The organism is Burkholderia seminalis DSM 23518 (assembly GCF_902832885.1).
Taxonomy (GTDB): Bacteria; Pseudomonadota; Gammaproteobacteria; order Burkholderiales; family Burkholderiaceae; genus Burkholderia; species Burkholderia seminalis.
In genome coordinates this window covers 1,308,991-1,321,288 of the sequence record NZ_CADFDK010000001.1, presented here as the reverse complement: position 1 = coordinate 1,321,288, position 12,298 = coordinate 1,308,991, and the positions used below count along the sequence as shown (strand labels likewise).

The window sequence follows — 12,298 nt, the reverse complement described above, 5'->3', positions numbered from 1 at the left end:
CCACTGCATGGCCGACCAACCGAATTCCCCGGAATCCTCCTCCCGTCCCGACAGCCGTGAACCGAACTGGGAGCGCGCGGCGCTCGAACGGATCGCGCTCGCGGCCGTCAAGGAGCAGCGCGCGGCGCGGCGCTGGAAAATCTTCTTCCGCTTCGCGTTTCTCGGCGTGTTCGTGCTGCTTGCGTTCGCGCTGATCGATTTCTCGAGCGATTCGAAGTTCTCGTCGAGCGGGCGGCACACGGCGCTCGTGACGATCGACGGCGAGATCGCGGCCGGCGTCAACGCGAACGCCGAGGACATCAACACGGCGCTCGACGCCGCGTTCGACGACGACGGCACGGTCGGTGTCGTGCTGCGGATCAACAGCCCGGGCGGCAGCCCCGTGCAGGCCGGGATGGTCTACGACGAGATCCGGCGGCTGCGCGCGAAGCATCCGGACAAGCCGCTGTACGTCGTCGTGACCGACATGTGCGCATCGGGCGGCTATTACATCGCGGCCGCGGCCGACAAGATCTTCGTCGACAAGGCGAGCATCGTCGGGTCGATCGGCGTGCTGATGGACGGTTTCGGCTTCACCGGGCTGATGGGCAAGCTCGGCGTCGAGCGCCGCCTGCATACGTCGGGTGAAAACAAGGGCTTCTACGATCCGTTCTCGCCGGAGACGCCGAAGATGGACGCGCACGCGCAGGCGCTGCTCGACCAGGTGCACGCGCAGTTCATCAAGGCCGTGAAGGATGGCCGCGGCAAGCGGCTGCACGAGACGCCCGACCTGTTCTCGGGGCTGTTCTGGACGGGCGAGAAGAGCGTCGAGCTCGGGCTCGCCGACGGCTACGGCACCACCGACACGGTCGCGCGCGACGTGCTGAAGGCGCCGGACCTCGTCGATTACACGGTGAAGGAAAGCCTGACGAACCGCGTCGCGCGCAAGTTCGGCGCGGCCGTCGGCGGCGCCGCGATGAAGGCGCTGACGGCCGGCGGCGCGTCGGTCAGCCTGCGCTGACCGGCTGGCGGCGGGCCGCGACGGCCCGCCTTCGTGCCACCGGCTTGTGCCGGCTGACGCGTCAGTTCGCGAGCAGCAGGAAGATGGCGGGACGCTTGTGCAGATTCGGCGCGGGCGCCTTTTTCCAGTCGGTCACGGTGCGGCTCGCGATCGTTTCGGTCGCGAGGGTCAGGTCGGCCGCGACGCAAATCTGCGTCGACGGCGCGCAGGTCGCGATCAGCGTGTCGAGCATCGCGTGATTCCGGTACGGCGTTTCGATGAAGATCTGCGTCTGGCGCGCCTTGCGCGACAGTTGCTCGAGTTCGCGCAGCCGTTTCGCGCGCGCGGCCGCATCGACCGGCAGGTAGCCGTTGAACGCGAAGCTCTGGCCGTTCAGGCCCGACGCCATCAAGGCGAGCAGGATCGAACTCGGCCCGACGAGCGGCACGACCTTCACGCCGCGCTCGTGCGCGCGGCGCACCAGCAGCGCGCCGGGATCGGCGACGGCCGGGCAACCGGCTTCCGACACGAGGCCGGCGTCCGCGCCGGCCAGGATCGGCGCGAGCAGCCGGTCGATGGCGCCGGCCGGCGTATTGACGTTCAGCTCGCTGATCTCGATTTCCTGGATCGGGCGGGTCGTGCCGATCTTCTTCAGAAACGCGCGCGTCGTTTTCGCGTTCTCGCCGATGTAATAGCCGAGCGTGCCGGCGCGCGCCTGGACGGCGGCGGGCAGCACGGCGGCAAGCATCGATTCGTCGCCTTCGCCGAGCGTGTTCGGGACGAGGTAAAGCGTGCCGGCGGTCATGCGCGGTCTCCACGGGTGGTTGCAAACAGCGGGTAGTCGGCGGCGCGCAGCATCCGCGTGAGCGCGATCAGCGGCAGGCCGACCAGCGCGGTCGGGTCGTCTGAGTCGATCGCGTCGAGCAGCGCGATGCCGAGCCCTTCGGATTTCGCGCTGCCGGCGACGTCGTACGGGGTTTCCGCGCGCAGGTACGCGTCGAGTTCGGCTTCGGGCAGCGAGCGGAAGCGTACGTGCGTGACGACGTCCTCGACCTGCGCTTCGCCCGTGCGGCTGTCGTACAGGCACAGCGCGCTGTGGAATTCGACCGCGCGGCCCTGCATCGACACGAGCTGCGCGAGCGCGCGCTCGTGCGTGCCGGGCTTGCCGATCTGAAGGCCGTCGAAGGTCGCGACCTGGTCCGACCCGATCACGAGCACGCCATCGGGTGCGTCGATCGTCGCGGCGACGGCGCGCGCTTTCGCACCGGCGAGGCGCAGTGCGGTCGCGGCCGGGGTTTCGCCGTCGAGCGGGGTCTCGTCGAGGTCGGGCGACACGACGTCGAACGGCACGCCGAGGCGCTCGAGGAGCGCGCGGCGGTAGCGGGAACTGGAGGCGAGAATCAGCCGCGGCGGGCGGCAAACGGTATCCGGCATGGTCGGTTGGATCGGTGAGTCTTCAGGTGTGGCGCGGCGTTGCGCGGACGCAAGCTTAAGTGATTGACCGCAAAAGGTAAAACAGGTATGCTTTCCCGCTTTTCGTCGGCAGGCTTCCGCGGTGGTGGCGCCTGCCGGGTCTTCGGAAGTAAAGTACGTCATCCGCGGATGAGCCGTACGCGAGCGGTACCAAGCCGGATCCGCAAGTCAGCCTGTAGGCGGGAGCGCACATGAACACTTCTTCTGGCAAACCTGCGGCGGCGCTCGATCCGCGCGCGGTCGACCTGTTCGAGTTCGCCCGCAGCGGGCGGCAGGCAGCCGGTGCGGTGCATCTCTCGCAACTGCCGCGCATGTTAAACGAAGTGCCGGCGGACGCGCCAGATCGCGACACGGTCTTCACATGGCAGGCGGAAGGGTTCACGCAGAAGGAACTGCAGGACGACGGCGCCGACGGTCAGCAGCCGTACCTGCGCCTCGCGGTGCATGGCCATGCGTGGCTCACGTGCCAGCGCTGCATGACGCCGTACGACCAGACGTTCGACGTCGACATGACGTACCGGATCGTCGCGACCGAAGAAGAAGCTGAAGAATTTCCGCTCGACGACGATGAAGCCGATGTGATCGTGGGCTCACGCCAGTTCGATCTCGTCGACTTGATCGAAGAGGAATTGCTGCTTTCGTTGCCGCTCGTGCCCAAGCACGAGGTTTGCCCGGCAGTTCACGAAAGCCTCGTGTCGGGTGCGAGCGGTCCCGCGGAAGAGTCGGACGAAGAGTCCGACGAAGCCGGGGACGAAGGCAAGCGGCCGAATCCGTTCGCAGCGCTGGAAGCGTTGAAGAAGGGCGGTGACGGCAACAAGAAACACTAAGCAGTTGTGGCGCGGGAAGGCGTAAGGGCTTTGGGCCAGGGTAGTTAAGCGCCGGATCGGGCTGTGTTAGAATCCGGAAAATTATTTAGGAGTTAGTCATGGCAGTCCAGCAAAACAAGAAGTCGCCGTCGAAGCGCGGCATGCATCGTTCGCACGATTTCCTGACGGCAGCGCCGCTGGCAGTCGAGCCGAGCACGGGTGAAGTGCACCTGCGTCACCACGTCAGCCCGAACGGCTACTACCGCGGCAAGAAAGTCGTCAAGACGAAGAACGACTAAGCGTCAAGTCACGCGTTGCGCGCTACGTTTGCCGTTCGCGTGACAACTGGTTCGCTTGACACTTTCCTGGCGCAACAAAAAGGCGACATTCTACTGCCGCTTTTTTGTGCCTGAAATTCGTCACATTCCATGACCGTAAAGCTCACAATCGATTGCATGGGAGGCGACCACGGCCCGTCCGTGACCGTTCCCGCGGCAGTCAAGTTCGTCCGCGCGCATCCCGATGCGCACCTGATGCTCGTCGGCATCGAAAGCGCGATCCGCGCTCAGCTGAAGAAGCTGAAAGCCCTCGACGATCCCGCGCTGACCATCGTTCCCGCCACCGAAGTCGTGGCGATGGACGACCCTGTCGAAGTGGCGCTGCGCAAGAAGAAGGATTCTTCGATGCGTGTCGCGCTCAATCACGTCAAGGATGGCGCGGCGCAGGCCTGCATCTCCGCCGGCAATACCGGCGCGCTGATGGCCGTTTCCCGTTACGTACTCAAGACGCTGCCCGGCATCGAGCGGCCCGCGATCGCGTTCGCGCTGCCGAACCCGACCGGCTACACGATGATGCTGGACCTCGGCGCGAACGTCGACTGCGAACCGCAGCACCTGCTGCAGTTCGCGGAGATGGGGCACGCGCTCGTGGCGGCGCTCGAAGGCAAGGAGCGTCCGACGATCGGCCTGCTGAACATCGGCGAGGAGGTCATCAAGGGCAACGAGACGATCAAGCGCGCGGGCGAGCTGCTGCGCGCCAGCACGCTCAATTTCCGCGGCAACGTGGAAGGCAACGACATCTACAAGGGCACCGTCGACGTGATCGTGTGCGACGGCTTCGTCGGCAACGTCGCGCTGAAGACGTCGGAAGGACTCGCGCAGATGCTGTCCGACATCATCCGCGAGGAGTTCGGCCGTTCGCTGATGTCGAAGCTGATGGCGCTGCTCGCGCTGCCGGTGCTGATGCGTTTCAAGAAGCGCGTCGACCACCGCCAGTACAACGGCGCGGCGTTGCTGGGGCTGAAGAGCCTCGTGATCAAGAGCCACGGTTCGGCCGACGCGTACGCGTTTGAGTGGGCGATCAAACGCGGGTATGATGCCGTCAAAAACGGCGTGCTGGAGCGCCTCGCGCGCGCGATGGCGGATAATTCAGTGTCGCTCGGCGATGGCGAACACGACGCGGGTGGCGCGGGCCAGGCAAGCCCGGCCGCAGGCCAACACGCCGAACCTTCCGCTGCGCAATCCTCTAAAGCATAAATGGCCCAATCGACTCTCTATTCCCGCGTGCTCGGCACGGGCAGCTACCTGCCGCCCGACCGCGTCACGAACCAGCAGTTGACCGATCGTCTTGCGAAGGAAGGCATCGAGACGAGCGATGAATGGATCGTTGCGCGCACGGGCATCCATGCGCGCCATTTCGCCGCGCCCGACGTCACGACGAGCGATCTCGCGCTCGAGGCGTCGCGCCGTGCGATCGAGGCGGCCGGTGTCGATCCGCAGTCGATCGACCTGATCATCGTCGCGACTTCGACCCCCGATTTCGTGTTCCCGAGCACCGCGTGCCTGTTGCAGAACAAGCTCGGCATCAAGAACGGCGGCGCGGCGTTCGACGTGCAGGCCGTGTGCTCGGGCTTTGCGTACGCGATGGCAACGGCCGACAGCTTCATCCGCAGCGGCCAGCACCGTACGGCGCTCGTGGTCGGCGCGGAGACGTTCTCGCGCATTCTCGACTTCAAGGACCGCACGACCTGCGTGCTGTTCGGCGACGGCGCGGGCGCGGTGATCCTGTCCGCATCGGAGGAGCCGGGCGTGCTGGGCAGCGCGCTGCATGCCGACGGCAGCTATTCGCACATCCTCTGCACGCCGGGCAACGTCAACCGCGGCGTGATCGAGGGCAGCGCGTTCCTGTACATGGACGGGCAGGCCGTGTTCAAGCTCGCGGTCAACGTGCTCGAAAAGGTCGCGATCGAGGCGCTCGCCAAGGCGAATCTCGCGCCCGAACAGATCGACTGGCTGATTCCGCACCAGGCCAACATCCGCATCATGACCAGCACCTGCCGCAAGCTCGGCCTGCCGCAGGAGCGCATGGTCGTGACGGTCGACCAGCACGGCAACACGTCGGCCGCGTCGATCCCGCTGGCGCTCGACACCGCGGTGCGCGACGGCCGCATCCAGCGTGGCCAGCACGTGCTGATCGAAGGCGTCGGCGGCGGCTTCACCTGGGGCGCGTCGGTCTTCCGCTTCTGATCCGCGGCGCGCGACCGCTGCGCGCGGATCCCACCGGCGCGCCGTTCGTGCGCGCCGTCCGAATCGATTCAATTGGGGACGATATGAAATTTGCATTCGTTTTTCCGGGGCAGGGCTCGCAGGCGATCGGCATGCTCAACGCATTCGCCGATCTGGCCGTCGTGCGCGAGACGCTTCAGGAAGCGTCCGATGCACTCAATCAGGATCTCGGCAAGCTGATCGCCGAAGGCCCGGCCGAAGAGCTGAACCTGACCACCAATACGCAGCCGGTGATGCTGACCGCCGCCTACGCGTGCTACCGCGCGTGGCAGCAGGCAGGCGGCCCGGCGCCGTCGATCGTCGCCGGCCACAGCCTCGGCGAGTACACGGCGCTCGTCGCCGCGGGTGCGCTGGCGTTCAAGGACGCGGTGCCGCTCGTGCGCTTCCGTGCGCAGGCGATGCAGACGGCCGTGCCGGTCGGCCAGGGCGGCATGGCCGCGATCCTGGGCCTTGACGACGACACTGTGCGCGCGGTGTGTGCCGAAGCCGCGGAAGCGGGCGTCGTCGAAGCGGTGAACTTCAATGCGCCCGCGCAGGTCGTGATCGCGGGCAGCAAGGCCGCGGTCGAAAAGGCGTGCGAGATCGCGAAGGCGAAGGGCGCGAAGCGCGCGCTGCCGCTGCCGGTGTCGGCGCCGTTCCATTCGTCGCTGCTCAAGCCGGCGTCGGACCAGTTGCGCGACTACCTCGCGAACGTCGACGTGAAGGCGCCGCAGATTCCGGTCGTCAACAACATCGACGTGGCCGTGATCAACGATCCGGCCGCGATCAAGGACGCGCTGGTGCGCCAGGCCGCGGGCCCGGTGCGCTGGGTCGAGTGCGTGCGGCACATCGCCGGCACCGGCGTCACGCACGTGATCGAATGCGGTCCGGGCAAGGTGCTCGCCGGCCTGACGAAGCGCATCGACGGCAACCTGACCGGTGCGTCGGTGTTCGATCCGGCATCGCTCGACGAAGCCCTCAAGCTGGTGACCGCCTGACGCGGCGCCTTTTTTCAAGAAACGGATATTCGATTCATGGAAAAGACTCTCGATAAACAGGTCGCGATCGTGACCGGCGCGTCGCGCGGCATCGGCCGTTCGATCGCGCTCGAACTGGCGCGCCTGGGCGCGACGGTGATCGGCACGGCGACGAGCGAATCGGGCGCCGCCGCGATCAGCGCGGCATTCGCCGAGGCGGGCGTCACGGGTCGCGGCGCGGTGCTGAACGTCAACGACGCAGCGGCCGCCGAGGCGCTGATCGATGCGACCGTGAAGGAATTCGGCGCGCTGAACGTGCTCGTCAACAACGCGGGCATCACGCAGGACCAGCTCGCGATGCGGATGAAGGACGAGGACTGGGACGCGGTGATCGACACCAACCTGAAATCGGTGTTCCGCCTGTCGCGCGCGGTGCTGCGCCCGATGATGAAGGCGCGCGGCGGCCGGATCATCAACATCACGTCGGTGGTCGGTTCGGCCGGCAACCCGGGTCAGGTCAACTACGCGGCCGCGAAGGCAGGCGTGGCGGGCATGACGCGTGCGCTCGCGCGCGAGATCGGCAGCCGCGGCATCACCGTGAACTGCGTCGCGCCGGGCTTCATCGATACCGACATGACGAAGACGCTGCCGGAAGAACAGCAGGCCGCGCTCAAGACCCAGATTCCGCTTGGCCGCCTCGGCAGCCCGGAGGACATCGCCCATGCCGTCGCGTTCCTCGCATCGCCGCAGGCCGGTTATATCACCGGCACGACGCTGCACGTGAACGGCGGCATGTACATGTCGTAACGGTTTTCGTTTACCATCCGCGCCGTATCCCGATTTTCAGGCGGATAGGCGCTTGATCGACCATCAAGCCAACGCGCGTTTTGGCGTCAGCAAACCTGATAAAATGCGCGCACTTGTAAATCTGAACTTTCCCTCGGAGGGGTAATGGACAACATCGAACAACGTGTCAAGAAGATCGTCGCTGAGCAACTGGGCGTCGCGGAAGCCGAGATCAAGAACGAAGCTTCGTTCGTGAACGACCTGGGCGCCGACTCGCTCGACACGGTCGAACTGGTGATGGCTCTGGAAGACGAGTTCGGCATGGAAATCCCGGACGAAGAAGCAGAGAAGATCACGACCGTTCAGCAAGCGATCGACTACGCTCGCGCAAACGTCAAGGCGTAAGCGCCTTTCGCGCTTGTCCGCCACGTCGCCGCGATCTTCGCGATTGACGCGCCATCCTGCCGGCTTCGCGCCGGACGGACTAACAGCCACAGGGCTCGCAGGGCTGGTTCCTGTGGCCACTGTGGCTTTTGTTTTTGTCATCCAATAATGGAAAAGAGGTTACCGTGAGCCGCCGTCGTGTTGTTGTTACAGGCCTGGGGCTGATTTCGCCTGTTGGCAATAATGTTGCCGACGGCTGGGCCAATCTCGTCGCCGGCAAGTCCGGTATCGCCACCGTCACGAAGTTCGATGCGTCGAACCTCGCCTGCCATTTCGCGGGCGAAGTGAAGGGTTTCAGCGCCGAGGAGTACATTCCGGCGAAGGAAGCCCGGAACATGGATACGTTCATCCATTACGGCATCGCCGCCGGCGTCCAGGCCATCCGGGACAGCGGGCTGGAAGTGAACGAAGCCAACGCGGAACGCATCGGCGTGCTGGTCGGTTCCGGCATCGGCGGCCTGCCGATGATCGAAGACACGCACCAGACCTACGTCGATCGCGGCGCACGCCGGATTTCGCCGTTCTTCGTGCCGGGTTCGATCATCAACATGATCTCGGGCCACCTGAGCATCATGTTCGGCCTGAAGGGCCCGAACCTCGCGGCCGTGACGGCCTGCACGACCGGCCTGCACAGCATCGGCCTCGCCGCGCGCCTGATCCAGGCCGGCGACGCCGACGTAATGGTCGCGGGCGGTGCCGAATCGACGGTGTCGCCGCTCGGCATCGGCGGTTTCGCGGCGGCGCGTGCGCTGTCGACCCGCAACGACGATCCGGCCAGCGCCTCGCGTCCGTGGGACAAGGACCGCGACGGCTTCGTGCTGGGCGAGGGTGCCGGCGTGATGGTGCTCGAGGAGTACGAGGCGGCGAAGGCGCGCGGCGCGAAGATCTATGCGGAAGTCTCGGGCTTCGGCATGACGGGCGACGCGTACCACATGACCGCGCCGAACATGGACGGCCCGCGCCGCTGCATGGTCGCGGCACTGCGCGACGCCGGCATGAACGCGGACGAGGTCCAGTACCTGAACGCGCACGGCACGTCGACCCCGCTGGGCGACAAGAACGAGTCCGACGCGGTGAAGGCGGCCTTCGGCGAGCACGCGTACAAGCTCGTCGTGAACTCGACGAAGTCGATGACGGGCCACCTGCTGGGCGGCGCGGGCGGCCTCGAATCGGTGTTCACGGTGCTGGCGCTGCACAACAACGTGTCGCCGCCGACCATCAACATCTTCAACCAGGACCCCGAGTGCGATCTCGATTACTGCGCGAACACCGCGCGGGACATGAAGATCGACGTCGCCGTGAAGAACAACTTCGGCTTCGGCGGGACCAACGGCACGCTGGTGTTCAAGCGCGTCTGACGCTGAATCGCTTGACGAGTCCATTCGACATGCCGGCCGGGCGCCCGCAGCGCTTTGCGTTGCGGGCCTCGGCTGTCTCGTATCTCGTGCTGGCCGTGTTCGTCGCATCGGCTGCCGCGTCGGCCTATCTGTTCTGGGCGCCGCGCGCGGGCGCCGTCGCCGGCGCATGCGTGTCGGCCGCGACGGCCGCGCTGCTGGCCGTGTGCGCGGCGCGGGCCGGTGCGCGCCGGCTGCCGGCCGAGCTGCGGATCGATGCATTCGGGGAGATTGCGGCGTTTGGCCGCACCGGGCGGCTGCTGGCCCGTGGCCGCGTGACCGGCCATGCGCACTGGAGCAGCCTGCTGCTGGTGCTGTCGGTCGGGCAGGGTGCCCGGCGGGCCCGGCCGCTGCTGATTCCGGCCGATGCGCTCGACGCGGCATCGTTCAGCGCGCTGTCCGTGCTGGCGAGAACCGCGGGCGCGGCGGGGCGGGCATGACCGCGGCACGGTTACCGACCGTAACCAGCGGCCGGCGCTGGAACGCTACAATAGCGCTCCGCGTTGCATCCCTAGTTAACGGATTTGTCAGGTGAGTGAAAAAGAAATCGATCAGGCTCTGGTCGAGCGCGTACAGAAGGGCGACAAGGCGGCGTTCGAACTCCTGGTCTCCAAATACCACCGCAAGATCATTCGGCTGATCTCGCGCCTCGTGCGGGATCCCGCCGAGGTCGAGGATGTGGCCCAGGACGCGTTCATCAAGGCGTATCGTGCGCTGCCGCAATTTCGCGGCGAATCGGCGTTCTATACGTGGTTGTACCGGATTGCCGTCAATACGGCCAAGAACTACCTTGCGACGCAAGGCCGCCGGGCACCGACCTCGACCGAGGCCGATGCAGAGGAAGCGGAAACTTTCTCCGACGCAGACCAACTAAGGGATATCAACACGCCTGAGTCGATGTTGATGAGCAAGCAGATTGCCGAGACGGTCAACGCTGCAATGGCTCTGCTGCCCGAGGAACTGCGCCAGGCAATCACGCTGCGCGAGATCGAGGGCCTGAGCTACGAAGAGATCGCGGAAATGATGGGCTGTCCGATCGGGACGGTCCGGTCGCGGATCTTCCGCGCGCGCGAAGCAATCGCTGCCAAGTTGCGTCCGCTGCTCGATACGCCCGAAGGCAAGCGCTGGTAAGCGCGATGGGCGTAACGACGCGGGTCGGGGTCTAGTTACGGATAGAGTCGTGAAGTCACGACGGGGTGTGCAAGATGGGGAGCATCATGGGGTCGGTCAATACGCAATCGCAAGCGTGCTCGCGCGGCGAGCGCCTTTCCGCGCTGGTCGACGGCGAAATGTTCGATGGCCCGGACCACGGGCAGTTTCTGGCTGAGCTCGACCGCGCGGATCGCGCTGCGTGGGCCCATTACCACCTGATCGGCGATGCGCTGCGCTCGGACGAGCTCGCGCTGTCGCCCGCCGTGAGCGTCGCGTTCACCGCGCGCATGTCGGCTGCGCTCGACAGCGAGCCGCACCTGCTCGCGCCGGCGGCGGCGCCGGTCGCGCGCAAGCTGCTGTCGCTGCGCCGGCGTGTCGTGCCCGCGTTCGCGGTCGCGGCCGCGGCGGCCACGCTGACTTGGATCGTCGTCCCGCAGATGCAGACGGCCGGTGCCCCGGGCGCCGTCCAGGTCGCATCGGCCGGTGCGCAGCAAGGCGGCAACCTGCAGCGCGTGACGGTTGCGCAGGCATCGGCCCAGCCGGGCCTGCAGGACGTCAACATCATTCGCGACGCGAGCCTCGACCAATATCTTGAAGCGCACCAGCAATTCGCGCAGCAGCCCGTCGTCACGGGTTCGATGCCGCTGATCCGCGCAGCCGTGACCACCACGCCAGGCCAATAAACCCGATGCGGACATTGCAGTTGAATCACGCCATCTCCGGATGGAAGCGGCTGCCGGCCCTCCTGCTTTGCGCAGCCGCCCTGTTGTCCGTTCAATCCCTTCCTGCCAGCGCCCAGCAACCGGACGATCCCGTCGCGACCCGCAAGGGCGCCGCGGACTGGCTCGACCGCGTCCAGCAGGCGGCGCAGCAGCAGAGTTACGAAGGCACGTTCGTCTACCAGCGCGGCGGGTATGTCCAGTCGTCGCGCATCGCGCACGTCGCGTCCCGCGATGGCGAGTTCGAGCGAATCGAGACGCTCGACGGCAAGCCGCGCAAGCTGCTGCGGCATAACGACGAGCTGTACACGTTCGTGCCCGAGCGCAAGCTGTGCGTGGTCGAGCGCCGCCAGACGCGCGACTCGTTCCCCGCGCTGCTCGGCGCGAGCGGCGAGCACGTGATGTCGGTCTACGACGCGAAGTCGCTCGGCAAGGACCGCGTGGCCGGGATCGACGCGCAGGTCGTCGAGCTCGTGCCGAAGGATGCGTACCGTTTCACGTACAAGCTGTGGGCCGACGCGCGCACCGGGCTGCTGCTGCGTTCGCAGACGCTCGATGCGAACGATCACGTGCTCGAACAGATTGCGTTCTCCCAGTTGCAGACGGGGGGCGCGAACGGCGACAAGGCCGCGATCGCGGCCGGCATGCGCAACCTGAGCGGCTGGACGGTCGTGCGCCCGCCGGTCGCGACGGTCGACATGGAAGCGCAGGGCTGGCAGCTCGCACCGAGCGTTGCCGGCTTCCAGAAGATTCGTGAAGTGCGCCGGCCGATGGCCGCGCGCGATGCAGGCGACCCGCCGATCGCGGTCGATCAGGCCGTCTTCACCGACGGTCTCGCGACGATCTCGGTGTTCATCGAGCCGGCCGAAAAGAATACGCGCAAGGAAGGCGCGGGCAGCACCGGTGCGACGCACGTTCTCGTGAAGCGCCGTGGCGACTACTGGATCACCGTGCTCGGCGAAGTGCCGCCGGCCACGTTGCAGCAGTTCGCGTCTGCCATAGAATACAAGGCTTCCAAGTAACGC

The 12,298-nt window shown here is 66.4% G+C and carries 15 protein-coding genes; 13 read left to right on the top strand and 2 right to left on the bottom strand.

Annotated elements, in window-relative coordinates; genetic code table 11:
* Nucleotides 1-7: 7 nt before the first annotated feature.
* Nucleotides 8-1,000 (top strand): S49 family peptidase, encoded by a 993-nt coding sequence (locus tag HWX00_RS06135; RefSeq protein ID WP_049030457.1) that lies wholly within the window; start codon nt 8-10, stop codon nt 998-1,000.
* 61 nt (nt 1,001-1,061) lie between these two features.
* On the opposite strand, the gene HWX00_RS06130 is transcribed toward HWX00_RS06135, so the two are convergent.
* The gene (locus tag HWX00_RS06130; protein ID WP_034186493.1) at nt 1,062-1,784 is read right to left on the bottom strand and encodes an SAM-dependent methyltransferase; all 723 of its coding nucleotides are present in this window, start codon (nt 1,782-1,784) and stop codon (nt 1,062-1,064) included.
* Nucleotides 1,781-2,413 carry a Maf-like protein gene (locus HWX00_RS06125; RefSeq protein ID WP_034186494.1) on the bottom strand — a complete coding sequence of 211 codons (633 nt, stop codon included), beginning with the start codon at nt 2,411-2,413 and terminating at the stop codon, nt 1,781-1,783. The genes HWX00_RS06130 and HWX00_RS06125 overlap by 4 nt, the downstream gene beginning before the upstream one ends.
* Nucleotides 2,414-2,643: 230 nt before the next feature.
* Between HWX00_RS06125 and HWX00_RS06120 the strand changes: the two genes are divergently transcribed.
* From HWX00_RS06120 to HWX00_RS06065, 12 genes are all read left to right on the top strand, one after another.
* Complete coding sequence (locus HWX00_RS06120) at nt 2,644-3,279, top strand: DUF177 domain-containing protein (RefSeq protein WP_034186495.1); 636 nt, start codon at nt 2,644-2,646, stop codon at nt 3,277-3,279.
* Nucleotides 3,280-3,377: 98 nt separating this feature from the next.
* Nucleotides 3,378-3,557 (top strand): 50S ribosomal protein L32, encoded by a 180-nt coding sequence (rpmF, locus tag HWX00_RS06115; RefSeq protein ID WP_006051932.1) that lies wholly within the window; start codon nt 3,378-3,380, stop codon nt 3,555-3,557.
* Between the two features lie 129 nt (nt 3,558-3,686).
* A complete protein-coding gene (plsX, locus tag HWX00_RS06110) occupies nt 3,687-4,793 on the top strand; it encodes a phosphate acyltransferase PlsX (RefSeq protein WP_034186496.1) in 1,107 nt (368 codons plus the stop codon).
* Nucleotides 4,794-5,783, top strand: coding sequence for a beta-ketoacyl-ACP synthase III (locus HWX00_RS06105; protein WP_034186497.1), 990 nt, complete (start codon nt 4,794-4,796; stop codon nt 5,781-5,783).
* Between the two features lie 83 nt (nt 5,784-5,866).
* Nucleotides 5,867-6,799 carry an ACP S-malonyltransferase gene (fabD, locus tag HWX00_RS06100; protein WP_175028364.1) on the top strand — a complete coding sequence of 311 codons (933 nt, stop codon included), beginning with the start codon at nt 5,867-5,869 and terminating at the stop codon, nt 6,797-6,799.
* Nucleotides 6,800-6,835: 36 nt separating this feature from the next.
* Nucleotides 6,836-7,585 carry a 3-oxoacyl-ACP reductase FabG gene (gene fabG, locus HWX00_RS06095; RefSeq protein ID WP_034186499.1) on the top strand — a complete coding sequence of 250 codons (750 nt, stop codon included), beginning with the start codon at nt 6,836-6,838 and terminating at the stop codon, nt 7,583-7,585.
* Between the two features lie 144 nt (nt 7,586-7,729).
* Nucleotides 7,730-7,969, top strand: a complete 240-nt coding sequence (gene acpP / locus HWX00_RS06090; protein ID WP_004197638.1) for an acyl carrier protein — start codon at nt 7,730-7,732, stop codon at nt 7,967-7,969.
* Nucleotides 7,970-8,133: 164 nt separating this feature from the next.
* Complete coding sequence (gene fabF, locus HWX00_RS06085; protein ID WP_034186500.1) at nt 8,134-9,366, top strand: beta-ketoacyl-ACP synthase II; 1,233 nt, start codon at nt 8,134-8,136, stop codon at nt 9,364-9,366.
* 11 nt (nt 9,367-9,377) lie between these two features.
* Nucleotides 9,378-9,842: a protein YgfX gene (locus HWX00_RS06080; RefSeq protein WP_175028365.1), complete on the top strand. Its 465-nt coding sequence runs from the start codon at nt 9,378-9,380 to the stop codon at nt 9,840-9,842.
* Nucleotides 9,843-9,933: 91 nt separating this feature from the next.
* The gene (rpoE, locus tag HWX00_RS06075; RefSeq protein ID WP_006490873.1) at nt 9,934-10,533 is read left to right on the top strand and encodes an RNA polymerase sigma factor RpoE; all 600 of its coding nucleotides are present in this window, start codon (nt 9,934-9,936) and stop codon (nt 10,531-10,533) included.
* Between the two features lie 86 nt (nt 10,534-10,619).
* A complete protein-coding gene (locus HWX00_RS06070; protein WP_034186502.1) occupies nt 10,620-11,237 on the top strand; it encodes a sigma-E factor negative regulatory protein in 618 nt (205 codons plus the stop codon).
* Nucleotides 11,238-11,242: 5 nt separating this feature from the next.
* The gene (locus HWX00_RS06065; RefSeq protein WP_034186503.1) at nt 11,243-12,295 is read left to right on the top strand and encodes a MucB/RseB C-terminal domain-containing protein; all 1,053 of its coding nucleotides are present in this window, start codon (nt 11,243-11,245) and stop codon (nt 12,293-12,295) included.
* Nucleotides 12,296-12,298 lie beyond the last annotated feature (3 nt).

Bases quoted from the DNA above. Each gene is read 5' to 3' on its own strand.
- HWX00_RS06120 (WP_034186495.1), top strand. From the start codon at position 2,644: ATGAACACTTCTTCTGGCAAACCTGCGGCGGCGCTCGATCCGCGCGCG.
- rpmF (WP_006051932.1), top strand. From the start codon at position 3,378: ATGGCAGTCCAGCAAAACAAGAAGTCGCCGTCGAAGCGCGGCATGCAT.
- HWX00_RS06125 (WP_034186494.1), bottom strand. From the start codon at position 2,413: ATGCCGGATACCGTTTGCCGCCCGCCGCGGCTGATTCTCGCCTCCAGT.
- plsX (WP_034186496.1), top strand. From the start codon at position 3,687: ATGACCGTAAAGCTCACAATCGATTGCATGGGAGGCGACCACGGCCCG.
- HWX00_RS06065 (WP_034186503.1), top strand. From the start codon at position 11,243: ATGCGGACATTGCAGTTGAATCACGCCATCTCCGGATGGAAGCGGCTG.
- HWX00_RS06130 (WP_034186493.1), bottom strand. From the start codon at position 1,784: ATGACCGCCGGCACGCTTTACCTCGTCCCGAACACGCTCGGCGAAGGC.
- fabG (WP_034186499.1), top strand. From the start codon at position 6,836: ATGGAAAAGACTCTCGATAAACAGGTCGCGATCGTGACCGGCGCGTCG.
- acpP (WP_004197638.1), top strand. From the start codon at position 7,730: ATGGACAACATCGAACAACGTGTCAAGAAGATCGTCGCTGAGCAACTG.
- HWX00_RS06135 (WP_049030457.1), top strand. From the start codon at position 8: ATGGCCGACCAACCGAATTCCCCGGAATCCTCCTCCCGTCCCGACAGC.
- HWX00_RS06105 (WP_034186497.1), top strand. From the start codon at position 4,794: ATGGCCCAATCGACTCTCTATTCCCGCGTGCTCGGCACGGGCAGCTAC.
- fabD (WP_175028364.1), top strand. From the start codon at position 5,867: ATGAAATTTGCATTCGTTTTTCCGGGGCAGGGCTCGCAGGCGATCGGC.
- HWX00_RS06070 (WP_034186502.1), top strand. From the start codon at position 10,620: ATGGGGTCGGTCAATACGCAATCGCAAGCGTGCTCGCGCGGCGAGCGC.